This is a genomic window from Geotalea uraniireducens Rf4 (assembly GCF_000016745.1).
GTDB lineage: Bacteria > Desulfobacterota > Desulfuromonadia > Geobacterales > Geobacteraceae > Geotalea > Geotalea uraniireducens.
In genome coordinates, this window is sequence record NC_009483.1 from 178,043 (window position 1) to 201,834 (window position 23,792).

The 23,792-nt window shown below is 54.0% G+C and carries 19 protein-coding genes and 1 tRNA gene; 9 read left to right on the forward strand and 11 right to left on the reverse strand.

Going from position 1 to position 23,792, the window contains the following annotated elements; genetic code table 11:
* Positions 1–97: 97 nt before the first annotated feature.
* From GURA_RS00635 to radA, 6 genes are all read right to left on the reverse strand, one after another.
* Complete coding sequence (locus tag GURA_RS00635) at positions 98–1,462, reverse strand: DUF4403 family protein (protein ID WP_011937071.1); 1,365 nt, start codon at positions 1,460–1,462, stop codon at positions 98–100.
* A 115-nt stretch (positions 1,463–1,577) separates the two neighbouring features.
* Positions 1,578–1,748, reverse strand: a complete 171-nt coding sequence (locus tag GURA_RS24020) for a hypothetical protein (RefSeq protein ID WP_011937072.1) — start codon at positions 1,746–1,748, stop codon at positions 1,578–1,580.
* 183 nt (positions 1,749–1,931) lie between these two features.
* Positions 1,932–2,007 (reverse strand) — tRNA-Ala (locus tag GURA_RS00640).
* 68 nt (positions 2,008–2,075) lie between these two features.
* Positions 2,076–4,418 (reverse strand): GAF domain-containing protein, encoded by a 2,343-nt coding sequence (locus tag GURA_RS24850; protein ID WP_011937073.1) that lies wholly within the window; start codon positions 4,416–4,418, stop codon positions 2,076–2,078.
* A 59-nt stretch (positions 4,419–4,477) separates the two neighbouring features.
* Positions 4,478–4,834 (reverse strand): RNA polymerase-binding protein DksA, encoded by a 357-nt coding sequence (gene dksA / locus GURA_RS00650; RefSeq protein WP_011937074.1) that lies wholly within the window; start codon positions 4,832–4,834, stop codon positions 4,478–4,480.
* A gap of 93 nt (positions 4,835–4,927) precedes the next feature.
* Positions 4,928–6,277, reverse strand: coding sequence for a DNA repair protein RadA (gene radA / locus GURA_RS00655; protein ID WP_041245639.1), 1,350 nt, complete (start codon positions 6,275–6,277; stop codon positions 4,928–4,930).
* A gap of 160 nt (positions 6,278–6,437) precedes the next feature.
* Here radA and GURA_RS00660 point away from each other — a divergent pair, with 160 nt between their 5' ends.
* Together GURA_RS00660 and GURA_RS00665 are read left to right on the forward strand one after the other, a co-directional pair.
* Positions 6,438–8,081 (forward strand): HEAT repeat domain-containing protein, encoded by a 1,644-nt coding sequence (locus GURA_RS00660; RefSeq protein ID WP_011937076.1) that lies wholly within the window; start codon positions 6,438–6,440, stop codon positions 8,079–8,081.
* Complete coding sequence (locus tag GURA_RS00665; RefSeq protein WP_011937077.1) at positions 8,078–9,451, forward strand: HD-GYP domain-containing protein; 1,374 nt, start codon at positions 8,078–8,080, stop codon at positions 9,449–9,451. Before GURA_RS00660 ends, GURA_RS00665 begins: the two co-directional genes overlap by 4 nt.
* 6 nt (positions 9,452–9,457) lie before the next feature.
* Here GURA_RS00665 and GURA_RS00670 read toward each other — a convergent pair whose 3' ends face one another.
* The gene (locus tag GURA_RS00670; protein WP_011937078.1) at positions 9,458–10,051 is read right to left on the reverse strand and encodes a HEAT repeat domain-containing protein; all 594 of its coding nucleotides are present in this window, start codon (positions 10,049–10,051) and stop codon (positions 9,458–9,460) included.
* A 61-nt stretch (positions 10,052–10,112) separates the two neighbouring features.
* On the opposite strand from GURA_RS00670, the gene GURA_RS00675 reads away from it, so the two are divergent.
* Positions 10,113–10,436, forward strand: coding sequence for a hypothetical protein (locus tag GURA_RS00675; RefSeq protein ID WP_011937079.1), 324 nt, complete (start codon positions 10,113–10,115; stop codon positions 10,434–10,436).
* Positions 10,437–10,599: 163 nt separating this feature from the next.
* Complete coding sequence (locus tag GURA_RS00680; protein ID WP_011937080.1) at positions 10,600–11,580, forward strand: beta-ketoacyl-ACP synthase III; 981 nt, start codon at positions 10,600–10,602, stop codon at positions 11,578–11,580.
* Here the strand turns inward: GURA_RS00680 and GURA_RS23140 are convergent.
* Positions 11,504–12,631 (reverse strand): SAM-dependent methyltransferase, encoded by a 1,128-nt coding sequence (locus tag GURA_RS23140; protein WP_011937081.1) that lies wholly within the window; start codon positions 12,629–12,631, stop codon positions 11,504–11,506. The two genes, GURA_RS00680 and GURA_RS23140, sit on opposite strands and share 77 nt — an antisense overlap.
* An 88-nt stretch (positions 12,632–12,719) precedes the next feature.
* Positions 12,720–13,046, reverse strand: a complete 327-nt coding sequence (locus GURA_RS00690) for a hypothetical protein (RefSeq protein WP_011937082.1) — start codon at positions 13,044–13,046, stop codon at positions 12,720–12,722.
* A 284-nt stretch (positions 13,047–13,330) separates the two neighbouring features.
* On the opposite strand from GURA_RS00690, the gene GURA_RS00695 reads away from it, so the two are divergent.
* From GURA_RS00695 to GURA_RS00710, 4 genes are all read left to right on the forward strand, one after another.
* Positions 13,331–14,506: an IS4-like element ISGur4 family transposase gene (locus GURA_RS00695; protein WP_011937084.1), complete on the forward strand. Its 1,176-nt coding sequence runs from the start codon at positions 13,331–13,333 to the stop codon at positions 14,504–14,506.
* 250 nt (positions 14,507–14,756) lie between these two features.
* On the forward strand, positions 14,757–18,236 hold the full coding sequence (mfd, locus tag GURA_RS00700) for a transcription-repair coupling factor (protein WP_011937085.1): 3,480 nt from the start codon (positions 14,757–14,759) through the stop codon (positions 18,234–18,236).
* Positions 18,237–18,290: 54 nt separating this feature from the next.
* Positions 18,291–19,223 (forward strand): peptidylprolyl isomerase, encoded by a 933-nt coding sequence (locus GURA_RS00705; protein WP_011937086.1) that lies wholly within the window; start codon positions 18,291–18,293, stop codon positions 19,221–19,223.
* 14 nt (positions 19,224–19,237) lie between these two features.
* Positions 19,238–20,275, forward strand: coding sequence for a peptidylprolyl isomerase (locus tag GURA_RS00710; protein ID WP_011937087.1), 1,038 nt, complete (start codon positions 19,238–19,240; stop codon positions 20,273–20,275).
* A 76-nt stretch (positions 20,276–20,351) separates the two neighbouring features.
* On the opposite strand, the gene GURA_RS00715 is transcribed toward GURA_RS00710, so the two are convergent.
* A complete protein-coding gene (locus GURA_RS00715) occupies positions 20,352–21,245 on the reverse strand; it encodes a DnaJ C-terminal domain-containing protein (RefSeq protein ID WP_011937088.1) in 894 nt (297 codons plus the stop codon).
* A 155-nt stretch (positions 21,246–21,400) separates the two neighbouring features.
* Here GURA_RS00715 and hemG point away from each other — a divergent pair, with 155 nt between their 5' ends.
* Positions 21,401–22,816, forward strand: a complete 1,416-nt coding sequence (gene hemG / locus GURA_RS00720; RefSeq protein ID WP_011937089.1) for a protoporphyrinogen oxidase — start codon at positions 21,401–21,403, stop codon at positions 22,814–22,816.
* 57 nt (positions 22,817–22,873) lie between these two features.
* Here the strand turns inward: hemG and GURA_RS00725 are convergent, their stop codons facing one another.
* Entirely contained in the window at positions 22,874–23,716 is an 843-nt protein-coding gene (locus GURA_RS00725) for an FAD/NAD(P)-binding protein (RefSeq protein ID WP_011937090.1), read from the reverse strand.
* Positions 23,717–23,792: the final 76 nt, after the last annotated feature.

Consider the following 23,792-nt stretch of genomic DNA (forward strand, 5'->3'; position numbering starts at 1 on the left):
AAACAAAAAAAGGGTTGCCGGCGGCAACCCTTTTTTTGTCTGTCGATTGTAACGTAATTTCATATCTCCTTTATTCCCGTTAGCGTCCACCCCCACTTTACTGGAAAAAAACGGCCGATTCCCCCTCCGTGTAAACCTGGATGGAGATCTTATCCTTCTGCACCAGCACATCGCTGAATTTCAGGGTTTTGATGTTCCCCTTCAGAAGAACGTGATCCGCCAGTTGGACCTGCGCAATCGCTTTCCGGGCCATCTCGCGGGATTGTTCCAGTCTCTGCGTCAGATCCATATTGAGCTTCTCCTGAATCATGCTCTTGATCGTGCCGTGGAGAAACCAGTCGGCCGACTGCAATAAGAGGCTCTGGGTCTGCATATCGAAGTCCACATCTTCCACGGAAAAGATATTGGTTTGGGGATCGAAGCGAGGCTTGCCCGTCAGGTAAAATACCCCGTCCAGCGATCCTTTGGTCTCCAATTTAACCACGAACTTGTCGCCGTTGCCATAAAGGTCGAGATCTTTTATGACGATTGTTTTCCCGTCGGAATTAAACTCCTTGTTGAGAAGTAAAGGCGATGCAATCTTGAGAATATCCTTGTAGAAAAGATCTGCATTCATGGCGATACGGAAATTCCTGTCGATAGTGTTTACCAGCTTCAGATTGGGTAGGGGAACCGGAGGCTTGGCTGCCGGTTCCGGGCCTACCACCAGTTCGGCAAAGGAGTTGATCCCCACACTCAATTTGACCCTGTTGTTCTGGGCGTACAGCGGGTAAAGCATGACCTCCCGCGGAGTCAGATTCAGCCAGGCGTTGTAGTTCCTGTCCAGCAGAACAGGTTTCTGTGCGGCGTTCCAGACTTTGGCAATCCGGGTCTTCAGCGGAAACATGTCATTGATCTTCTTGCTGATCAGATCGGAAAGCACCTTCTGCAGCGGCTGGGTAATTCCCTCCACGATGCTGCGCGGTTTTATGGAAAGCGGGCCGATCCCTATATCCTCGGCAAGCAGATCGCTCAGCCCCAGGTAATAGATATCCGTATTCAGTTTCCAGTCAGGGGTGATCCTGGCGTTTGCCTTGAATTTCAGCTTAAGGGGAATGGTCGGCGTTTCGAACATGCCGTAGCTTAGAGACATGGTAATCGGCAGGGTAAAATAGAGGTAATTATCGGCGGCGCTTACGGCAATCGGCCCGTTTCGTACTATATCCGCGGTCAGCCCCCTGGTCTTGGTCGAACCCTTGTAAAGCTCCTTGCGGATCGTCTGGTTCAAGGCCTTACCGAGTTCGTCAGACGACGCTTCAATCGGCACGTTGAGACTGGACATCTCCTTTTTCAGCACCATGCGGAAGGCTTCATCCCTGGGCCTCTCGGCGGTCAATGACGGATTGACTCCAGAACAGGCCGACAGGGTTAATGCGAGTGATGCAAGGACAAGCGGCAAAAAGGTTTTCTTAAGCAAATACATAACAGGATTCCTCGCTTTTCGTGGCTTTGAATAAGATCAATTTCGGTGGGGCACACATGGGTGTGCCCGATCCCATGGCGCGGGCATAAAACAGGGCGGACACACAGGTCCGCCCCTACCGGAATATCAGCCGCATCAGCTCGGAAATCCTCATCACCTCGGGATAGTAGGAATGGATCACCATCGCGCCGATCCAGGCGATCAGAAGGGAAATTCCGAACGGTATCCAGGTGGTGCGGAAGACGTTGCCGATCCTGTCGGTCATGGCGTCGCTCTTTTCAGGCATCGGGGTACGCGAAAAATAGCACTTTTCGGCGAAACAGGCGAGTGAATTATATGTGATAAACTTAATTCAGGCGGGCGGATAGCGTTTCCTTCGTGCAGGCTTTCGACTGGCAGGATACGGAAGAAAAGGTGTCACGAAAAAAGTTAAAGGGGTTAGGCGATGTGCCTAACCCCTTTATTTTATTGGTGGAGATGATCGGGATCGAACCGACGGCCTATGCGTTGCGAACGCATCGCTCTCCCAACTGAGCTACATCCCCTCTGGCAGTAAACTCATTACTTCAATCGTTTATATACAGGAAATAATGGCGCTTGAAAAGCGAAAAAATCACGCATGTAAAGGAAGAATCACCGTAAATTCTACGCCTGTTCCGGGTTTGTTGTTTATGTGGATCTTGCCGCCGTGATTGGTGATTATTCTGTTGGCAATGGGGAGTCCCAAGCCGGTACCGGTATCTTTGGTCGTATAGAAGGGGTTGAAGATGTTGTTCAGCACTTCCAGTGGAATTCCACCGCCGGTGTCTGCAATTTTTATTGAAATCGCCTTGCTTCCGTCAAGAACAGAGGGCGCGACCTTTATGTTCAAATTCCCTCCGTTTTTCATGGCTTCCTCGGCGTTCAAGAAGAGATTTATGAAAACCTGCTTCAATTGCTGACAATCACCGAGAAATGTGGCGATATTCCTGGGGAAATTTTTGTGAATCTTTATGTTCCTTTCTTTGAGTGACAGCTGGACCACTGCAAGGGCATCATTGATGATTTCGCTTATATTGCAGAGGGTGTAGCAGATGGTGGTCTTTTTTGAAAAGGAGAGAATATCGGTAAGCATTTTCTCCAGCCTCAGCACTTCCCTTACGATCAGATCGGCACATTCCCGTTCACCGGAAGGTGGCGGCAGCTTATTCGCCAAGCGCCTGGCAAAACCGCCAATTGCGACGAGCGGCCCCTTCAGTTCGTGGGCAATGCCTGCCGCCATTTCTCCGATGGTAGCCAGCCGCTCACCCTGGATAAGTCGTTCCTGCGCTTCGCACAACTCACGGTTGGTGTCTTCGACCCGGTTATAGAGGATGGAATTTTCAACAGCCATGCCTGCCTGGTTGGCAAAAAGCTGGAGGAAACGAAGATCTTCCTGGGTAATGGGGTTGCCTTGAATGGTGTTATCGACAACGATCACGCCTACGACCTGTTCTCTTGCTATGAGCGGCGCAACAGCAAAAGAGGTGATGCCGAAGCGCCGTATAAAGTCCCGATCAACATGCTTTTCCCTGGCAGCTTTGGCAACAAAAATCAGCCTTTTTTCAAGAACTGCCGCTGAAGCCACGTTTGAAGTCCTGTTCAATTCCAGACGACTGGCCATGACATGGCGGCTGAATTCGGACTCTCGCTGACGGACCATGTCATTCTCCGATATGTCCCAGCGGCTTGCCAATATGTCTTCAATCTCGGCAAACGGGGTGATCAGACCTGTGGATGTTTCCCTTGTTACCCCCAGCATCCCCTGCATGACACAGGAGCGCTCGTTTATCAAAAAAAGCATGGCGCGGTCAAAAAAGGGGTTTGCACCAGAGGTCAGAGCGGACAGGATCAGGTGTATCAGCTTGTTGAGTTTGATGGTGGAGAGCATGGTGTTGCTGACGCGGTAGAGCAGGGATAGTTCTTTGATCTTTTTATCGTTCTCGGCCGAGAGGCTCGACAACTGCTGAAAGTTGGCGGCGCCGGCCAGCGCGTTGGAAATGAGCAGGGCCATGCTCTCAAAGAGAGCGAGGTCCTCCTCGTCGAAGGTTCTGCAATGGCCGTCATCGTCACGTTTGCCGAAAAAAGTCATGGTGCCCAGCGTATCCGTTTCGAAATGAAGCGGTACACAGACGTAAGAGGGGGGGAGTTTCCCCTCGGAACCGACGTCGCCGGCCAGGTGCGGAATGTTGCTGCTTAAAACCTGTTCGGAACAACTTTTTTCGATTTGCAGCAGATCCTTCAGATACGGCCTGAGTTTGTGCCGGCAGGATTTAAACAATCCGGCCGGCAGCCCGCTCGTTCCGGTAAGTCTGACCGTCGTGCAGCAGGAAACGGAAAGTTTGTTGCACGCCTGAAGGACCAGAGGAATAAGGTCCTCCGGTGGGATGAATCGATTGAGTAGCTGACCCAATTCGCTGAGAACGGTCAAATCCCGTACGGTCCTGTTCGATACGGACGAAAGGCAGATGCCCTGAATAATGCCTGCCACAACGGTTGGGACATCATCTAGCAAGGTGAGGTCCTTTTCCGAGAGAGGATTCTCCGGTGTTAATCCAAGGGCAATTATTCCGGTTACCATATCCTTATCGAGTACCGGCAGGAATAAAAAGCGTGATTCATTCCCCGCCCTCGGTTCATCGACATGGAGGTTTTCGGGGTTACGGTAGAGCTGTTTTTTTGATGCTGCGCACAGTCCGGCGCCGCCGATTCCTATGGGGATCATGCATGTGCTTAATGTGCCGGGGCCGGCAGTGGATACTTTGTGGGAGAGGCTGAGGGATTTTTCGTCGAGCAAGTAAATGGTTACGGAGGGTAACCGAAGCGATTTGGCCAGGAACTTTACCAGTGATTTCAACCTTGTCGGGTAGGGACTGTCGGATCTGTTGGCAATCCGCACCACGCAACTCAAGAGGTTGTATCTGTCCCCATCAGTCATCAATAACTCCGGCGGGCGTTACTTCAAGGATAGAGAAAATGTGACGGTACGCTGGTTGATTAACGAAGTTTCTCTTTCTGTTCCTGTTCCATTTTGCAGTCTATGCAGAGTGTTGTGACCGGGCGTGCCTTAAGCCTTGCTTCGCTGATTTCTTCTTCGCAGACCTCGCAAATTCCGAATGTGCCGGCCTCTATCCGCTCAAGGGCCTCTTTTATCTTGTTGATGAGCTTGCGCTCCCGGTCCCTGATGCGAAGTTCGAAGTTACGGTCCGATTCCTGTGTTGCCCTGTCGTTCGGATCGGGAAAATTGGTTGTGTCCGAAGTCATTTCCGACACGGTCTTACCGGCTTCTTCCCGGAGCACGCGCATTTCTTCCAACAGAATCCCTTTGAAATATTCAAACTTGTCAGCATTCATGAAGCTCACCATCCTTTATAAATCATTTTAATATTAAAAAGGATTTTACGTATTTAGTAAAGTAAAATCTGTTTCATCTTGGTAACGCAATAGTCAAAAGGCCTTTTCCAGCGTCTCTTCCACGGATCTGACCCCGATGAGCTCCATTCCTTTTGCTTTGACCTGTTTGAGATTGCCGGCGGGAAGAATGCAACGGCTGAAACCGAGTTTTGCGGCTTCCTTTACCCTGAGTTCCGGTTGGGTAATCCCCCGTACCTCCCCGGCAAGCCCGACCTCGCCGAGCAGGAGGGTGTGCTGGTCGACGGTTTTATCAAGATGGCTTGAAGCTACGGCGGTTACCATGCCGAGGTCGGCTGCTGGTTCGTTCAGTTTGACTCCGCCCGCTACATTCAGGAATATATCCTGTCCCGATAAAGTTAACCCGACTTTTTTCTCAAGCACGGCAACGAGCAGAGAAAGACGATTGTGATCCACGCCGATGGTCGTACGCCGGGGAACACCAAGAGATGAAGCGGTTACGAGCGCTTGCAGCTCAACGAGAAGGGGACGGCTACCCTCCAGGGTTGCAACTACTACCGAACCCGAAACCCCCAGGGGGCGCTCGGAGAGGAAGAGTTCGGAAGGATTTTTGACTTCGAATAATCCCCCCTCCTTCATTTCAAAAACGCCGATCTCATTGGTTGAACCAAAGCGGTTCTTGACCGCTCTCAGTATTCTGAAAGGGTGGCCGCTGTCTCCTTCGAAATAGAGCACGGTGTCGACCAGATGTTCAAGAACGCGCGGACCGGCAATGGAGCCGTCTTTGGTGACATGGCCGACGAGGAAAACCGGAATGCCGCTGCCTTTAGCCAGCATCATCAGTCTGCCGGCAGTTTCACGGACCTGGCTGACACTTCCCGGCGCCGACTCCAGTGCCGAGGTAAAGACGGTTTGAATCGAATCGACGACCAAGGCCTTGGGCTGCATGCGTTGTGCATGGGTAAGGATTTTTTCCAGTGAGGTTTCTGCCAGGATAAAGAGGTCCGAGGCATTTACCCCCATCCTGGCGCCGCGGAGCTTTATCTGGCGGGCGGATTCCTCGCCGGAGACATAGAGAACGCTCCCCGATGCCTTTGCGAAGTGGTCTGTTGCCTGCAAAAGAAGGGTCGATTTGCCGATACCGGGGTCACCGCCGATCAACACCAGTGACCCTGCAACCAAACCGCCACCCAGCACGCGGTCAAATTCGGAAATGCCCGTGGGGAGACGCATCTCCGCCTCGCCGCCGACCTGGGATATGGGTAGTGGTGGCAAATCCGGGCTTGATACCCCTGATTGCAAACCGGTTTTGAGTTGGAGTTCTTCCTCCAGCGTATTCCATGAGTTGCAATCAGGGCATCGGCCCAGCCACTTGGCGGACTGATAACCGCATTTCTGGCACGCGTACACTGTTTTTGTCTTCAATTTCCCGACCACTCTGTTTGCTCGAATTAGCGGATAGTAGCTCCTTTCTCATGTCGTGTCAATAAACGGACTGGACAGCAATCTGCAACAGTAATAAGTTTGACAATGATTTTAACATTACGATAAAATCCGCTTGAATCTATTTTGTAAAGGCTTTGATATGAGCGCTGGAAAAGATACGATACTAAAACTGGTTCGGCCCAACAGCGAACCGGCACGTGGAAGCGCTGTTCTTGCTGACCTCTACAAGGCCTTGAAGGCCATCGGATTTTATCCCCACGACCATCCCCTGCGAGAAGAAATTCTCCGGACAGCCCATAAATCCCTTCAGTCTCTCCTCGCTGAGAAGGAACTGCTGCTCGTCATTACCCGTTCCGGTTTTTCGTCCATCGATGGCGACGCGTTTGTTGACAGTAATCAGATGGTCAGGGCACTGGCCGGAGAATTATTCGTTCGCAGGATTCAACGGCTTACGTTGCTCAATGACCTTACCCTTAAAGACCTTCGCTCCTTTCTCCAGCTATTGGCATTGGATCCGCAAAAACTGGCTTCTTCCGGCGGTATGGCTCAGGAGATGATAACGCAAGGTATCAGGACCATCTGGGCAAACGAACTCGATCTCTCGGTGATATGGGAAAAACGGCAGTCAATGGATGAAGGCGTTGTTGCTCTGGCCGGTGCAGATGAGGATGCCGGCAAGGGGGACGCCGAGCTTCAGGCCGGAACCGATGCAATAGAGGAATCCGGCTATCCGTCGGATTGTCTCCCGACTGAAGAAGCCGAGTTGGCGTTGGAAGATCTGATTGCCCGTATGGATGACGAGCCGAACGATAATCGTTACCAGCAACTAGCCAGGTTGCTCGTTGTTCAGGCGGAAAAACTCAAGGAAAGGGCGATTTGCGGGCCTCTGCTGCCGGTTATAGAGGCGCTCATGCGGCATAGCGACGATGGCGGCAGGAGTGCCGTAAAGAAGGAATACGCTGTATTTACCTTGGAACAGATAGCCGACGGGATAATGACGGATTTTCTTCTCCAGCAGCTTGAAATCATGAGTTCCATAGAAAAGGAAAGAATTTATGCTGTGCTCGGGCGGTTGGGCGCAAAGGTAGCATACGGGATCATTCAGAGGCTCTGTCTAACGGATGGGCTACTTGCGCGAAAGTCTTTAGCGGCTGCGCTGTTGCGGATCGGTCCGCCGGCAGTCCCTCCGCTCCTGGCCATGCTGAAAGACGAACGCTGGTACGTAGTTCGCAACATGGTTGCCATTATTGGCGAAATAGGGTGCAGGAATTCGGTGTATGCGTTGCGACCGGCTGTCAATCATGAAGACCCGCGGGTGAGGAAGGAAGCCATCCGGGCTCTTGTAAAAACTGGCGGTAAAGATGCCGAATCCATCCTTATCGACTTGCTGGACGATGATGATGAGTCTATAGTCCGGCATGCCATCATGTCATTGGGCATTCTTAAAAGTACGACGGCGATTCTGTCGCTGATAAGTATTACGAAGAAACGGGACATCTTCACGAAGCGCCTTGCCATGAAAAAAGATGCCATCCAGGCCCTTGGCCGGATAGGCGATAAGCGTGCGACACCGCATCTTTTGACGGTGCTTGAGGCGCATTGCTGGTTGCCCTGGAACAGATGGGACGATTTGAAGGTTGTGGCTGCGACAGCCTTGGGACAATTGGGTGATGAAGCGGCTCTGCCGGTATTGAAGTCAAACGCATCCCGTGGCGGACGTCTTGGTAGGGCATGCAGCGAAGCGGTGGATAATATTGAAAGGGTGGCGGAAGGGATTGAATGAGTGAAATAAGCCTGCAAACCGCACAGCGACTGGTAACGCTTCTGTCCGGCGCCATGAAAGGGATGACTTTTTACCCCGCCAGGCATCCCGCCATCATGCAACCGCTTCAGGAAATCATGGATGCCGCGGAAAAAGTTCTGCGGTCCCAGCCTGAAATCAGGCTGGGGGTGATTGACGGGGTGTTCTTCATTGAGGACCACCTGTTCTTCACACCAACCACCAGCATTGAAGAACTGGCCGGCCGGTTGATGGAAAAGGAATTCAGCGGGATAATCATCAGACGTGGGGTAAAGCTCCATGACCTGACTCTCTTTGTTTCCTTGTTGGGCAGAAACAACCTCAATGCCGCGCAGATAGAGAAAGAAATGGTTGAACAGGGTGTAACCGGCATCAGTCTGAAGATCGTGGCAGACGAAGGGTCGGAGAAAACGGAGGAGGGGGACCGGGAGAGCGGCGCGCTGCAAACCTACAGCCAGGCGCTGGCAGCGATACGCGATGTATTCAAGGACATTGAGAGCGGGAGAATACCGAGCAGCGAAAAGATTGTCGCGGTGGTGCAAAATATGGCCGCCATGGCCATTCGGGACCCGGCGATTCTCATGTCGCTTTCCATGATAAAGGATTACGACAACTACACCTTCAACCACAGTGTCAATGTGGGGGTGATTTCAATGGCCCTTGGTGCTTTCCTCGGCCACGAAGGAAAAGAAATTGAGGGTGTCGGGATGGCCGGGTTCCTCCACGACATAGGTAAAACCCGGGTGGACAAGAGCATTCTCAATAAACCCGGCAAGCTTTCTGCCACTGAATTTGAAGAGATGAAAAAGCACACCGAATCCGGTACCGACATTATCAATAAAATGACGGGAATAAGCCCACAGGTTGCCCAGGCCGTGCTGGGTCACCACCTGGGATTTAACCGGCAGGGGTATCCGGAATGGGCAAGGGAAATGCCCTTAAGCCCGATGAGTGAAATCGTCGCGGTTGCGGATTGTTATGATGCCGTGACAACGCTCCGTGTCTACCGGAGGCCTCTCAATCCCAAGGCGGCACTGGATGAAATCCGCAAGCTTTCGGGAAGCTATCTTAATGGTAATCTGGTTGACAAATTTGTGGAGATGATGGGAAACTATCCCGTAGGTACCCTCGTCAGGCTCGACAACAACGAAATTGCCGTGGTATTCAGGCCGAACCGGGAGAATAGCGACGCGCCGATCGTGAAAGTGGTGCTGGATGCTGCTGGAAGGAGGCTTGGAGACCCGCGTGTGCAGGGACTGGAGCTTCAGGGTGGTAGTTGTTACGCCAGCATTGTAGACGTTGTTGACCCTTCTCTGAAAAATATCGATGTGGCCAGCTACCTTAATTCCTGATGTGCTTCAGGGCAGCTTTTGATTGAGCGACAGTTGTCCGAGCGCCAGGGCGGCAGCCTCTCTGGTCCTTGGGTGGGGAGAGTGCACCAGTTTTATAAGGCGGTCTTCAAGGCGGCAATCGCCTATCTTGCCAAGGGCCAGCGCGGCTTCGGCATCGAGGAGCCCGTCGTTTTCATCGAGGTAGGGGAGTAGAAGCTTTACCAGGGAAGGATCTTTGAAATTTGCCAGCGCCGCAATCGTTTTGGCTCTGACAGCAGGGTTGGTTTCCTGGAGTTTGCCGATCAATGGTGTGAGTGCGGTTGGGTGGGCCAGATTCCCCAGCACTTCGATGGCCGCAGACTTAATGTCCTCCTCGGGGCGGGAAATACAATAAATGAGGGGGGAAAGTACTTTCTCACCGCCTATTTCCCCAAGGGCGTAGATTGCCGCGATCTTAGCGGCGAGGCGCCCTTTTTTCAGGACGTCCAGTATTTCATCAAGGCTGCCCAGTCCTTCCAGGCACTCAAGTGCATGCGACGCCGCAAGACGCACCTCTTCACAGGGGTCCTTCAGCAGGGGCGCAAGCGCTTCATATCTTTTCATGATCAGTTTTGATACCATATGCGATTATTATTAACAAAATTAGGCAACTTCGACAATAAATTTCAGACAGGAGCTGATGATGAAGGTAAATATTAAGGCGGCGCTGCTTTCTGCACTGGTCCTTCCCGGCCTCGGCCAGTTGTACAGGGGGAGCAAGGTCAAAGGGGGGGTAATGATCCTCCTGGTGAATGTGTTCCTGCTGGGAGCGCTCTTTCTCGCCATGCAGGGCATGGGGAAAATCATGCTGTCGGCGAAATTTTCCGGCATCAGCGGTGTAGAAAAGGTGCTGGAAACCATGAGAAATGATACCCCGGCTGCACGCTGGCTTCTGGCAGCTTTTTTCGGTTTGTGGCTCTATGGGGTCGTTGATGCGCTCTTAAACGACGGTTCCTGCAAGCGGTAGGGAAGCGGGGCCGCAACCGGCTTGCTCGCTGCCAGGCCGGCCTTTTGGGCGTTAATATTGATTTGACAAACGGCTTTATGGTGTGAGATAAAGTATCGATTGTTCTGAAAAGATACTCAAAATGCCATGCTTTGTTCGGGTAGGAAAATAGAGGGAAGAGATAATGTTTTACTCACATGTTCTGGCCACCGGTGGAAGCGTTCCTGAGAGAGTCGTCACCAACGATTACTTTAACAATCTCGTGGAGGATGCCGATACCTGGATCCTTTCCCGGACTGGAATCCGCGAACGTCGCTTTGTTTCTGCCGATGAATCGACCTCCGACCTGGCGACGGCAGCTGCTAAAGATGCCCTTGCGAAGGGGGGGATCGACCCGCTCGACCTGGACTGCATCATCGTAGCCACATCGACTCCCGACATGATCCTGCCGGCGACGGCCTGCATGGTGCAGAAAAATATTGGTGCGGCGAACGCCTTTGCCTTCGACATGAACGCCGTCTGCAGCAGCTTCATCTATGCCGTGGAAACGGCTGATAACTTCATAAAATCCGGCAAATACGGAAAGGTTCTGGTTATCGGGGCCGACACCTATTCAAAGATCCTCGATTTCCAGGACAAGACAACCTGCCCCCTCTTCGGCGACGGTGCCGGGGCGTTGATCCTCGGCTCTTCAACCGAAAAAAAGGGCATATTGCAGAGTCAGGTCAAGAGTGACGGCAAAGGGTGGGAACTCATCCAGGTCCCGTCATCGGGATCGAGAAAGCCGATCACTGCCGAGACCATCGCTTTGCGGGAAAATACCTTCAAGATGGCGGGCAAGAGCGTTTTTGTTTTTGCTACCGACGTGATTCCGCAGATCATCGAGGACGTCACTGCCAAGGCAGGTATCAGGCCGGATCAGCTCGACCACATCATTCCCCATCAGGCCAATGTCCGTATCATCGATTTTATCTCTAAGAAGACCGGCATCGACAAGGAAAAATTTCTTCTCAATCTGGACCGGTACGGCAACACTGCCGCAGCTTCCGTCGGGCTTGCTCTCGATGAGAACGTGACTAACGGCACCATCAAGCCGGGCGATCTGGTCCTGATAATGGGCTTCGGCGGCGGACTCTCCTGGGGAGGGGTGCTCTTTCAGTTTTAATCCCTGCCACACCTTCCTTTATACTGAGTAGTCTGAAACCGTTTCCGGCTAGGATTCCCTCCAGCAGAGCAGCAGGCGCTATTTTCTTCCAGCCGTCGTGAAACCGATCGGCGGCCAGCAGTATCCCCCCCGGCTTCACCCTTTTTGCCAGACAGGCAATCGACAGCTCCAATGCATTTCTCTCATGGACAAACGGTCCGCCCAAAATGCCGTTGCAGAGAACGACGTCGTATCGTTCTGCTGCCGATGTCCCGGCAATATCTTCCTGGCGGAAATGCATCCGATCTGCTGCACCGCATTGGAAAAGCGGCTGAATGTTATTGCGATAGGAAACCTGGCGAAGCGGCTCGTGGGGAAAGTAGCCGTGGGCAGCCGCGAAAAGTTCGAGCGGTTCAAGGGTGGAGCCGTGTACCTCAAAGGATTCAACACGGAAACCGCATTCCAAAAGGAGCAGAGCAAGCTCGTAAGTCCCCTCTCCGCAGCCGCAGGCCGCATCGAGACAGTGCAGGCCTTTGTTAAACCGTTCCTTGTTTTCCCGTAGCCAACTTCTTAAAAATGCAGTTTGTGCGGTATAACGGCCGAAACCTCCACCGTACTGTCTGGGGAGGAAATTGAAGAACAGAAACCGGCGGCGTTCTTCCTCGTCCGCCATCAACCTCCGTAATAATAGCGCCGGATTTGCCTGACCGACCAATGATTGCAGGCTTTGCAGGGCGTCGAGCCAACTGACTGAGGTATGGATGATGGATGCATCGAGGAAGGGAGTGAAGGTGAGTGCGTGGGCAAAGAACCGATTAAAGAGCTGCCGAATCTCTGCCAAAGGCAGATGGCATTCGGTCATCCCCCGCATTTCATTGGTGACGGCCAGTCCGGGCGCCCATAAACCGTGGGGGTAGGTGGCTGCATAGCGGGAGAACTCGTGCTCAAGACGGAAAATCAGCCTTTCCAGGCTGCTGTCGACGATTGGCCCGGGGGGCAGCAGGTTGGAGAGCCTTTCCGCGACAACTTGGGGGGCAAGAACCGGCTTGTATTTAAGTTCCAGTTTTTGCATAGGGAAAGGGAACGTTTTCTCGTATAATCCGAAAGCTGAACGAAAGAAAGTCCCTTCATATACGCTTTGAACTTATTTGTCAACGGGGTTAAGGGCAGGATTTGCCGTTCTTTATCATGAGTGCTTTCAGAAGCGCCGGCTGCTCCTGGCGGGAAGGGGTCTGATTGGTGATGACATCCCTCACCGACAGGAGGTCCTTTTTTAATGATTCGCCATTCCTGACCAGAAGACGGGTCTGCGCGTCACTTCTAACATAGGGGGATAGAAGATTTATGGCATCGGTAATTTTCTGACTTACAACTACACGTTCCTTGAAATTGTCAAACTGACCTCTTTTTAATCTATCGTTGATAGCAGAGAACTCACTCGTAAAATAAGTCAAAACGGTTGCATATACGTTGTTGTCATCAGCCATTAGTTATCTCTTCTCGTCCTTCCCCAGCCGGGCTTTAGTGTTAATGACGTTTTCCAGAGGTACAACCTTATCAGTTACCCGTTCTCCACCCGGATTAATCTTCTTTTCGGCCTTATCGACTTTTTCTTTAAAATTATTCAGCATTGTCCGGTTTGGTCTTTGCAAGGTTCTTTGAGAATGTAAAAAAGTTGTAAAATCAGCGTTATACCGCATTATTTGCTTGACTTTGAGTAAAAAAACGGTGGTCCGCACTCGTAACTATCCAATATTACAGGAGTTACGATATGCGACCGTTCAAACGACTGAAACAAAGACGAAAATCACGCGCTTTCAAATTGCTTCTTACCCCGATTTTTGAGAGATTCAAGTCAGATAATGAACTTGAATCCAGGGGGTATCGCCCGTTGCAAATGACTTTCGATGATCAGCTAAAAGCCCTGATCTTTTATCACTTGGAAGAGTTCTCTTCCGGGAGCGAACTTCTCCAGGCGCTGGATCAGGATGACTTCGCCAAGGAATGTGTTGCTCCCCCCAAGGGAATCAAAAAGAGCTCTTTCTTTGAGGCAATCAACAACCGTGGTCTTGAACAGCTTTCCGAGGTATTCGGGCATCTTGTCAAGCAAGCAGGCAGAGTGCTTCCCGATGAATATGCTCACCTTGGCAATCTGGTATCCATAGACGGTTCTTTGATAGATGCTGTTCTATCTATGGAATGGGCAGATTACCGAAGCGGCTCTAAGAAGGCCAAGGCCCATATCGGCTTCGATATCAACCGTGGTATTCCAAGGAAGATATTCCTGACCGACGGTAAAGAGGGTGAGCGCCCCTTTGTTGATAAGATCATCGACAAAGGCGAAACCGGTGTCATGGATCGTGGGTATCAGTCTCATAATCACTTTGACCAGTGGCAGGCCGCCGAGAAGTTTTTTGTCTGCCGTATCAGGGAGAATACACACAAAACCGTCATCAGAGAGAATGCCGTAAATCCTGACAGTATTGTCTTCTATGACCAGATAGTACTTCTCGGCACCAAAGGTATAAACCAGACTGAGAAAGAGCTGCGCCTTGTTGGTTACCGTATTGACGGCAAGGACTACTGGGTAGCAACCAACAGATACGACCTGACGGCTGAAGAAGTGGCCCAGGTTTATAAACTGCGCTGGAACATAGAGACCTTCTTCGGTTGGTGGAAACGCCACCTAAAGGTGTATCACCTGATTGCCAGAAGCGAATATGGTCTCATGGTTCAAATACTTGGTGGTCTCATCACCTATCTGCTGCTAGCCATCTATTGCCGTGAGCAGCACCAGGAGCCAGTCAGCATTAGCAGGGTACGAGAATTACGCAATCAGATTGCAAATGAAGCAGCAGCCGAACAGCAGAGCCGTCGCACAAGAATACAAGGTAACTCAAACAAAATTAGACAGTTGAAACGTAAGAAACGTCGTGCAAAAACCTAACCGGAAGTTACTGAAAATTATTACGAAAGACCGGTTGCCATTGCGAAAGCCCGGCCTCGGAATAAGGAAAGGACAAAAACCGCGTTAGAAGCGTTGCCGGCGTTGTCGGAAGCAAAACGGAAAACGTGAGAAGCGTGCAGGCTGATGATCGAAAGCGGATTGCATAATGGTGGATTAACGCATTGTTTTTTGTTATGCTTTTGGCTGCTTTCATATTTAATGTCGCAGTCGAAAAACCCAAAAAATAGAGATGACCGCTATCCTTACTCCTAATATAAACCAGCTTGTCTCTGCCCTTTCCACTGCCGAGGCCTCTATCTCCATTGCCGGCCTCAAGGGCTCAGCACCGGCCTATGTCCTGTCGCGATTACTGGTCGGGGTGAAAAAGAACTTTCTTATCATCACGTCAGATGCAGAAAGCGCCGAAGAACTGTGCCGCGAATTGCGCTTTTACAGCGGCCGGGAAGACGCCGTCCTGTATTTCCCACCATGGGACACCGCACCTTTTGAAAGCGCATCTCCCCATGCGGACATTACCGGCCAGCGGCTGAATGTGTTGTTCCGGCTGATGGACGGCAGGGCGGACGCGGTGGTGACATCACTGCCGGCCGTGATGCAAAAGCTCCTGCCGCGCAAGACCCTTGGGGAGATTTCCCAGTACATCGTTGCCGGTGAAGAGGTGGCGCGGGAGAAACTGCTGGAAAAGCTGGTGAAGCTCGGTTATTCGCACGTACCACTGGTGGAGGATCGGGGCGGCTTTTCCATTCGCGGCGGCATCCTCGACATCTTTCCCCCTGACCTGCCGGCGCCGGTCAGAATCGAGTTCTTCGGCGATTTTGTCGATACCATCCGCACCTTCGACCCTGCCACGCAACGCTCCCTTCAGCCATTGGAAGAGCTGGTTCTCCTCCCTTCGCGGGAGGTGGTGATCTCTGAGGAGGTCTTGAAGGAGTTCCCCCCGCGCCTGAAAAAACGCTGCGATGCTATTGAGATTCCGGCGACCCGCCGTCGGGACCTGCTGGAGCAGCTGCAGAACGCCATATACCCGCCGGGGGTGGAATACCTCCAGCCCCTGTTCCATCCAGGACTTGAGACCCTTTTCGATTACGCCGGCAAAGAGCTGGTCAAGGTGATCTATGACCCCGCAGCCATGGCCGCTGCCCGGGAGCGCTTCATCGAAGAGCTGTCTGCTGCAGAGCAGAGGGCATTCGAGCGGGACGTCATCAGCTGCGAAACAGCAGAATTGTTTCTCGATGCAGATAGCATAACGAAGATTCTTTCAGAGGGTCGTCGACTGGCGATTCCTTTTCTGGAGGTGCGCGGCACCGGCGAGATCGGAGAAACCTTCCGCCTTGCGGTGCAGGATAACAGCGATCTCAAACTTGAGGTCTCCAGCGATGGCGAGGGGGTGCTGAAACCCCTGGTGGAAAAGGTCCTCTCCTGGCTTGCGGCGAAGAACCAGGTGCTCATGGCCTGTCACCAGCGTGGTCAGGCCCAACGGCTCTATGAAATCCTTTCCCATTACGATCTCCCTCTCAACATCTCCGAGCGCGAGTTTCCGGCGGAGCTGGGGCGTAAAGACAACCGGCTCGATATTCTTGTGGGAGACATTTCCCGCGGTTTCCGCCTCCCGGAAGAGGGGTTGGTTGTCATTGCCGAGGAAGAGATCTTTGGCGTCAGGGTCAAGCGACGCGGCCTTTCCGAGGCCCGGAAAAAACAGCTGCTCACCTCCCTCGCCGAACTGAAGCCTGGCGACTACATGGTGCATATCGACTTCGGCGTCGGCATTTACCGCGGTCTGCAGCATCTGACCTTCGATCGGATGGAGGGGGATTTTCTCCTCCTGGAATACGCCGGTGCGGACAAGCTCTACCTGCCCGTCGATCGGATCAACCTTGTTCAGCGCTATGTGGGTGCCGAAGGGGTCGAGCCCCATGTGGACAAGCTGGGAGGCGCCGGCTGGGAGAAGACCAAGGCCCGGGCCCGGGCCGCCATTCAGGAGATGGCGGGGGAACTGCTGAAGATTTACGCTGCGCGGCAGGTGGAGGAAGGGCATGCCTTCTCTCCCCAGGACGAACTCTACCAGGAATTCGAGGCATCCTTTGCCTTCGAGGAGACACCGGACCAGCAGGCGGCGATCGAAGACGTGCTGCACGATATGGAGAGCAAGAGGCCGATGGATCGCCTCGTCTGCGGCGATGTGGGGTACGGCAAGACCGAAGTGGCCATGCGCGGCGCCTTCAAGGCGGTGATGGACGGCAAGCAGGTGGCGCTTCTGGTCCCGACGACGATTCTTGCCCAGCAGCACATGGAGACCTTTGCCGAGCGTTTCAAGGCGTATCCGGTCAAGGTGGAGATGCTCTCCCGTTTCCGCTCGGCCAAGGAACAGAAGGCGATCCTCGAAGGGGTAAAAAAGGGGGAGGTCGACATCATCATCGGCACCCATCGCCTGTTGCAGAAGGATGTGGTCTTCAAGGACCTGGGCCTTCTCATCATCGACGAAGAGCAGCGCTTCGGCGTGTCGCACAAGGAACGGCTGAAGCAATTCCGGGCTGTGGTGGACATCATGACGCTCACCGCCACCCCGATCCCGCGTACCCTGTACATGTCGCTGATGGGGATCCGCGACCTCTCCATCATCGATACCCCGCCGGTCGATCGTCTCGCTATCAAGACCTTCGTGGCGCGCTCTTCCGATGAGCTGATCCGCGAGGCAGTGCTGCGGGAGTTGCGCCGGGGCGGGCAGGTGTTCTTCGTCCATAACCGGGTGCAGACCATCGGTGCCATGGCGGAGCATTTGCAGCAGATCGTCCCCGAGGCGCGCATTGCCGTGGGGCACGGCCAGATGGACGAAAAGGAGCTGGAACGGGTGATGCTCGGCTTTATGCATGGCGAAACCAACTTGCTCCTCTGCACCACCATCATCGAGTCGGGGCTCGACATCCCGACTGCCAACACTCTGATCGTCAGCCGGGCCGATACTTTCGGTCTGTCCCAGCTCTACCAGTTGCGCGGCCGGGTGGGACGCTCCAAGCAGCGCGCCTACGCCTATCTGCTCATCCCAGGCGAAGGGGCCATCTCGGCCGATGCGCGGGAGAGGCTCAAGATCATCCAGGAGCTTACCGAACTGGGCGCCGGCTTTCGCATCGCCACCCACGACCTGGAGATCCGGGGCGCCGGTGATCTTCTCGGGGCGCGGCAGTCCGGGGATATCGCCGCGGTAGGTTTTGAACTCTATACGGAACTTCTTGAAGAGGCGATCAGGCAGCTGAAGGGCGAGGAACTGGCCGAGCGGGTCGAGCCGGAGATCAAGCTGCGCATCCCGGCGTTTGTCCCGGAGGATTATGTCCGCGAACCGAACCAGCGGCTCATTATCTACAAAAAGCTTTCCCAGGCGACATCGGAGGAAGATATCGGGGAAATCATGGCGGAGCTGGTCGACCGCTTCGGCAAGTTGCCGCTGGCGGCTACCTATCTCCTGGAAGTGATGCGGCTGCGCGTCACCCTGAAAGCCATGCTGGTCAAGGAGATCGAGTTCGATGGTAAACGGCTTGTCCTCTCTTTCCATCAGAAGACCCCCGTTCCACCCGATACCATCATCGCCCTGATCCGGCAACAGCCGAAAAAATACCAGTTCACGCCCGACTTCCGCCTCTATGCCGAGCTGGCTGATACCTCGTTTGACGGCATTCTCGGCGAGGCCAGAAATCTCTTGAAAAGGCTAGGCTGATATGCTACTTTCCGCAGGATTGAATGATAATTACTGGAAAACAAAGGAGTTATTGTGAACTACAGAGAAACTGGCAAACTGCTCACTATCGCGCTCTGTGTTACGGCCCTTTTCGGCTGCAAGGCCAAAGTCGGCAGCGAAGCGGGCAAAGAATCACAAAAGAAGTCGGGTCAGGTACTGGCCGAGGTGAATGGCTCCGTTATAACTACCTCTGATTACAACAAAGAATTAGAAACGCTCCCCCCCTACCTGAAGCCGATGACTGAAACGCCGGAGGGGAAAAAGGAATTGCTGGACACCATGATTGTCCGGGAACTCATTCTCCAGCAGGCGGATAAAGACGGCATCGACAAGAGTCAGGCCGTGGCCGACAAGCTTGCGGACCTGAAAAAACGTGTCGTTGTCGAGGCGTTCCTGAAGAAAAAGGTCGAAGAAGAGGCAAAGATCAGCGATACGGAATTGCAGGATTTCTACAACAAAAACAAGGACAAGTTCAAGACCGGCGAACAGGTGAAGGCCAGCCATATTCTGGTGAAGACCGAGCCGGAGGCCCAGGAGATTCTCAAACAGCTGAAGGCTGGCGGGAATTTCGACGAACTGGCCAAGAAGCATTCCATCGATGCTGCTGCGGCAAAGGGGGGCGACCTGGGGTGGTTCGGCAAGGGGGCCATGCTTCCTGACTTTGAAAAAGCGGTTTTCGGCCTCAAGGAAGGCGCAATTTCCGGTGTCGTCAAGACCAAGTTCGGCTATCACATCATCAAGCTGACCGGCAAGCGCCCTGCCGGCATCCGTCCTTTTGACGAGGTGAAAGACCAGTTGAAAGCCGCCATTCTCCCGGAAAAACAGCAGGAGGTCTTCAAAAAGCTGAAAGAGGACCTGAAGAAGAGCGCCAAGTTGACCATCAAAGAGGATGTGCTGAAAACCCTGGACGGCGGAAAAGCCGGTGGTGAAGCAACAGCCCTGCCGGCAGAACCGGTCAAAAAGTAATTTCCTAATCGTATATGAGACTGCGGCCGGGCTTTTGTCCGGCCGCTTTTTTTCTCAGCATCCCATTTTACTCCTGGATATCGCAAACTATGAGCACTTTCGTAAAAACTATCGTCATCATTGCCATTGCACTCCTCCCCTTGACTGCCCGAGCTGAACTGGTCAGCGGCATCGCCGCCATCGTCAATGATGACATCATAACCACCTACGAGGTGGACAGGGACGCGGCTCTGATCGGCAAAGAAATGGAGAAGAGAGCCCCTGCCGAGGCAGCTGACAAGGCGGCGTTACGCAAAACAGCTCTCAGTCGGCTCATAGACAAGAAACTGATCGAACAGAAGATCAAGGAACTGGACATCAGGGTTCCCGAGGAAGAAGTCAGGCAGTCTATCGAGGACGTGAAGAAACAGAACAAACTTACCCAGGAAGCATTGGTAGCGGCATTGGCAGCGCAGGGGCTCTCCTTTGACCAATACAAAGCCCAGCTGAAGGAACAGCTCGAACGGCTTCGTTTGATGAGCCAGGAGGTGCGGGCCAAGATCCAGGTGGGTGAACGGGAAATGCGGGAATACTATGATGCAAACCGGGCAAAATACGGCGAGGAAGAGTTCACTCGTGCCCGACAGATATATTTCAAGATCGACAAGAAAGCCGCCGAGAGCGAGATCACGCGGGTGACTGCCGCGGCTGCCAATGTTTTGCAGGAGGCGAAAAGCGGCAAGGACTTTGCCGAGCTGGCGAAAAAGTATTCCGACGACCCGGCGGCTGCCAAGGATGGCGGGGAACTGGGAACCTTCAAAAGAGGAGACATGATCCCCGAGATCGAACGGGCCCTGGATACCATGAAGCCGGGCGAAATCAGCGATCTCGTCAGGACTCCGGCCGGTATCCACATTATAAAGCTGGAAGAGCGGACCAAGGGGAAGGCAAAGCCGTTCGAAGAGGTGAAAGCCGAAATTGAGGATTTCCTCTATAAAAAGAAGTCGGAAGACCGCTTCAACCAGTGGGTGAACGACCTCCGCAAGGGGGCAGCGATAGAGATAAAGCAGTAAATGGTCGGTGGTCGGCGGTCGGCGGTCGGCGGTAAAAGATGCGTTCCGGCCATCGACTACCGACCACCGCCCGCCTCTACAACCCCTTCTTTGCCAACTCCTCCAGAAGCTCCCGCTGCGGGCCGGTCAACTGGTGAGGCACCTTGACCCCCACCCGCACATAGAGGTCGCCGCGTCCCGACTTTCCCAGATGGGGAAAACCCAGACCCTTCAACCGAATTTTGGTTCCCGGCTGGATGCCAGCCGGCACCTTTATCCGCTTTGTCCCGTCCATGGTATGCACATCTAGAGAAGCGCCGAGCGCCGCTTCGGAAAAGCGCACCTCCTGGTTAACGATGATGTCGTCCCCTTCCCTGTGAAAAATGGGGTCGCCGCTGACCTTGACGGTCAGATAAAGGTCTCCGGCCGGGCCGCCACCGATGCCGTTCCCCCCCTTGCCATGCAGACGCAGCTTGGCCCCGTTTTCAATCCCCTCAGGGATTTTGACCGACAGCTCTTCGCGTTTCCCATCCCGCATGAATGCGACGTGTTTTTCGCCGCCGCTGAACGCTTCCTGAAATGATATGGACACCTCCATGGAGAAGTCTTCCCCCTTGCGCGGCCGTCCGCCAAACCTGGCCCCGCCCCTCTGCTGGAAGCCGCCGCCGAAAATGCGGGAGAAGATGTCGTCCGTGCCGAAACCGGCATCCTTGAACAGGTCCCCCACGTCGAAGCCGCGAAAGATATCCTCCTGGGAAAAACGCTGGTGGAAACCGCTGTCGCCGAACTGGTCGTACTGCGTCTTTTTCTGCGGGTCGGAAAGAACGGCATAAGCCTCGTTTATCTCCTTGAACTTATCTTCAGCCTCCTTGCTCCCCGGGTTCTTGTCGGGATGGTATTTGACCGCCAGCTTGCGGTAGGACTTCTTGATCTCTGCAGGTGACGCGCCTTTTTTCAGGCCGAGCACCTGGTAGTAGTCGACATTTGCCATGGGTTATCCTTTCGCGGTTTTCGATTAATCCCAATTTAATGGCGGAGAGCTCCGATGTCAACCATTGTATCAAGCACCGTATACCTTGACAAGAAAGGTTAGAAGGGCTTACTATTCGACAGATTCAGCCATTCGAGCAACAGGAGCAACATAAAATGAAAAAAGCGATTGTCGTCGGTGGGGGTATTTCCGGTCTTGCCAGCGCCTATCTTCTCCGGGAAAAGGCAAAAAATTCCGGCATGGAGCTGGAAATAACCATTGTTGAAAAAGAGGATCGGACCGGTGGCAAGATCAGGAGCATAAAGGAGGACGGCTACCTGTGCGAGTGGGGACCAAACGGCTTTCTTGACAGCAAGCCGCAGACCCTTGATCTCTGCCGGGAGCTGAAGGTCGATTCCCAACTGCTCCGCAGCAACGACAACGCCCGCAAGCGGTTCATCTATTCCGGCGGAGTCCTGAACCGGCTGCCGGAGAACGGCCCCTCCTTTCTCAAGAGCCGGCTGATCTCCTGGCCTGGCAAGTTGCGTCTGGCGCTGGAACCGACGCCGTTCATCGCCAAAGCTCCAGAGGGGGTGGACGAGACCCTGGCCGCATTCGGCCGTCGCCGCCTCGGTGACGAAGCCTTGCGCAAGCTTATTGCGCCGATGGTCTCCGGGATATTTGCCGGTGACCCTGAGACCATGTCGCTAGTATCATGCTTTCCGCGCATTGCCGAGCTGGAGCGGGAATACGGCGGCCTGGTCAAGGCGATGGTCAAGCTGGCGAAAAAGAAAAAGCAGGAGATAGCCGAAGGCAAACAAGTGGCGAGCGCCGCCGGTCCCGGAGGTGTCCTGACCTCGTTCCGTGACGGGATACAGACCCTGACCGACATCCTCAATGAACGGCTTGGCAAAGACATGTTGGTCATCGGCGCTGAGGTCACGGGGGTAAGCCGGGGGAATTCCACCCCCTATCGGGTACAGACCGGGGGCAGGGAACTCGATGCCGACATCGTCGTGCTGGCCACACCGGCCTATGCCACGGCGCAGGCGTTGGAGGGGATTGACGGAGGGATGAGCGCCACGCTCAATCAGATTCCCTATGCCACCATGACGGTGGTCTGTTTCGGCTACGAGCAGGAAAAGGTCGCCCATGACCTGAACGGCTTCGGCTACCTGATCCCCAAGGCGGAGGGGATGAACATCCTCGGCACCCTCTGGGATTCCAGCATCTTTGAAAACCGGGCGCCGGAAGGCAAGGTGCTCTTGCGCAGCATGATGGGAGGGGCCTGCTTCCCCGAATACATCAGGCTCTCCGACGCGGAGGTGGTGCAAAAGGTGCGGGACAACCTGAAGACCATCATGGGGATAAAGGAGGCACCGGAATTCGTCCGCATCTTCCGTCACGAAAAGGCCATTCCCCAGTACACAGTGGGGCACGGTAGAAGGCTCGCCGCCCTCGAAGAACAGGCAAAAAGTCACCCCGGCCTCTTTCTTAGCGGCAACTCCTACCGGGGGATCGGCCTCAACGACTGCGTCGCCGCGGCCAACAGGACGGCGGACGAGGTGGTCGCGTTTCTGCAGAGCCGTTGACAAGAAAAGGCAACCTTCTTCCGGTTGCCTTTTCTTGTTGATGCTATGATCGAAGCCTTAGAACTCCTGCGGCATAGCCTTCACCTGCTTGGCGGTGAAGACCGGCCCGTCCTTGCAGACATAGGTATTCCCCACGTTGCATCTGCCGCATTTGCCCAGGCCGCATTTCATCCTGTTCTCCAGGGTGGTGTAGATGGCGTCATCGGTAAAGCCGAGCCGCTCCAGGACCGGCAGGGTGAACTTGATCATCACCGGCGGTCCGCAGACAAGGGCGATGGTGTTTTGCGCGCTTGGCGTCGCCTCTTCCAGGATGGTGGGGACAAAGCCGACCTTGCCGTCCCAGTCGGGACCGTTCCCCCCCGGATCCACCGTCTTCACCAGGTTCACGTCCCCCCGCTCCTGCCACTCCTCAAGCTCCCGCTTGTAGACCAGATCCGCCTCCGTCCTGGCACCGTAGACGATGGTGATATCCTTGAACCTGTCCCTCAGGTCGAGGCAGTTCCAGATCACCGTTCGCAGCGGGGGGAGGGCGATGCCGCCGGCGACGAAGACGAGGCTTTTCCCCTCGAACTCCTCGATGGGGAACGAGTTGCCGTAAGGGCCGCGCACCCCCATCGTGTCTCCCACCTCCAGTTGCCGCAGCGACTCCGTGACCCGTCCCGTGGCCCTGAAACAGCACTCGATGTAACCCTTGCGGGTCGGCGAGGAAGCGATGCAGAAGGTGGATTCGCCGGCGCCGAAGGCCGAGTACTCGGCAAACTGGCCGGCGCGGAAGGAGAAGTTCTCCCGCACCTGCTCATCCTGGAAGACCAGGCGCAGCGTACGCACGTCCGGGGTTTCGTCGACGATTTCTTCGATGGTGGCGAGGTGGGGGAGGTAGATGTTTTTGTTATCGCACATTTTGGAACCCGTTCGATGTTCGATGTTCGATGTTCAAGGTTTTCTTACGTCGAACCTCGAACGTCGAACGTCGAAC

Excerpts from the sequence above, each read along its gene's own strand:
- GURA_RS00635 (WP_011937071.1), bottom strand. The coding sequence starts at position 1,462 with ATGTATTTGCTTAAGAAAACCTTTTTGCCGCTTGTCCTTGCATCACTC.
- GURA_RS24020 (WP_011937072.1), bottom strand. The coding sequence starts at position 1,748 with ATGCCTGAAAAGAGCGACGCCATGACCGACAGGATCGGCAACGTCTTC.
- GURA_RS24850 (WP_011937073.1), bottom strand. The coding sequence starts at position 4,418 with ATGACTGATGGGGACAGATACAACCTCTTGAGTTGCGTGGTGCGGATT.
- dksA (WP_011937074.1), bottom strand. The coding sequence starts at position 4,834 with ATGAATGCTGACAAGTTTGAATATTTCAAAGGGATTCTGTTGGAAGAA.
- GURA_RS00660 (WP_011937076.1), top strand. The coding sequence starts at position 6,438 with ATGAGCGCTGGAAAAGATACGATACTAAAACTGGTTCGGCCCAACAGC.
- GURA_RS00665 (WP_011937077.1), top strand. The coding sequence starts at position 8,078 with ATGAGTGAAATAAGCCTGCAAACCGCACAGCGACTGGTAACGCTTCTG.
- GURA_RS00670 (WP_011937078.1), bottom strand. The coding sequence starts at position 10,051 with ATGGTATCAAAACTGATCATGAAAAGATATGAAGCGCTTGCGCCCCTG.
- GURA_RS00675 (WP_011937079.1), top strand. The coding sequence starts at position 10,113 with ATGAAGGTAAATATTAAGGCGGCGCTGCTTTCTGCACTGGTCCTTCCC.
- GURA_RS00680 (WP_011937080.1), top strand. The coding sequence starts at position 10,600 with ATGTTTTACTCACATGTTCTGGCCACCGGTGGAAGCGTTCCTGAGAGA.
- GURA_RS23140 (WP_011937081.1), bottom strand. The coding sequence starts at position 12,631 with ATGCAAAAACTGGAACTTAAATACAAGCCGGTTCTTGCCCCCCAAGTT.
- GURA_RS00690 (WP_011937082.1), bottom strand. The coding sequence starts at position 13,046 with ATGGCTGATGACAACAACGTATATGCAACCGTTTTGACTTATTTTACG.
- GURA_RS00695 (WP_011937084.1), top strand. The coding sequence starts at position 13,331 with ATGCGACCGTTCAAACGACTGAAACAAAGACGAAAATCACGCGCTTTC.
- mfd (WP_011937085.1), top strand. The coding sequence starts at position 14,757 with ATGACCGCTATCCTTACTCCTAATATAAACCAGCTTGTCTCTGCCCTT.
- GURA_RS00710 (WP_011937087.1), top strand. The coding sequence starts at position 19,238 with ATGAGACTGCGGCCGGGCTTTTGTCCGGCCGCTTTTTTTCTCAGCATC.
- GURA_RS00715 (WP_011937088.1), bottom strand. The coding sequence starts at position 21,245 with ATGGCAAATGTCGACTACTACCAGGTGCTCGGCCTGAAAAAAGGCGCG.
- hemG (WP_011937089.1), top strand. The coding sequence starts at position 21,401 with ATGAAAAAAGCGATTGTCGTCGGTGGGGGTATTTCCGGTCTTGCCAGC.
- GURA_RS00725 (WP_011937090.1), bottom strand. The coding sequence starts at position 23,716 with ATGTGCGATAACAAAAACATCTACCTCCCCCACCTCGCCACCATCGAA.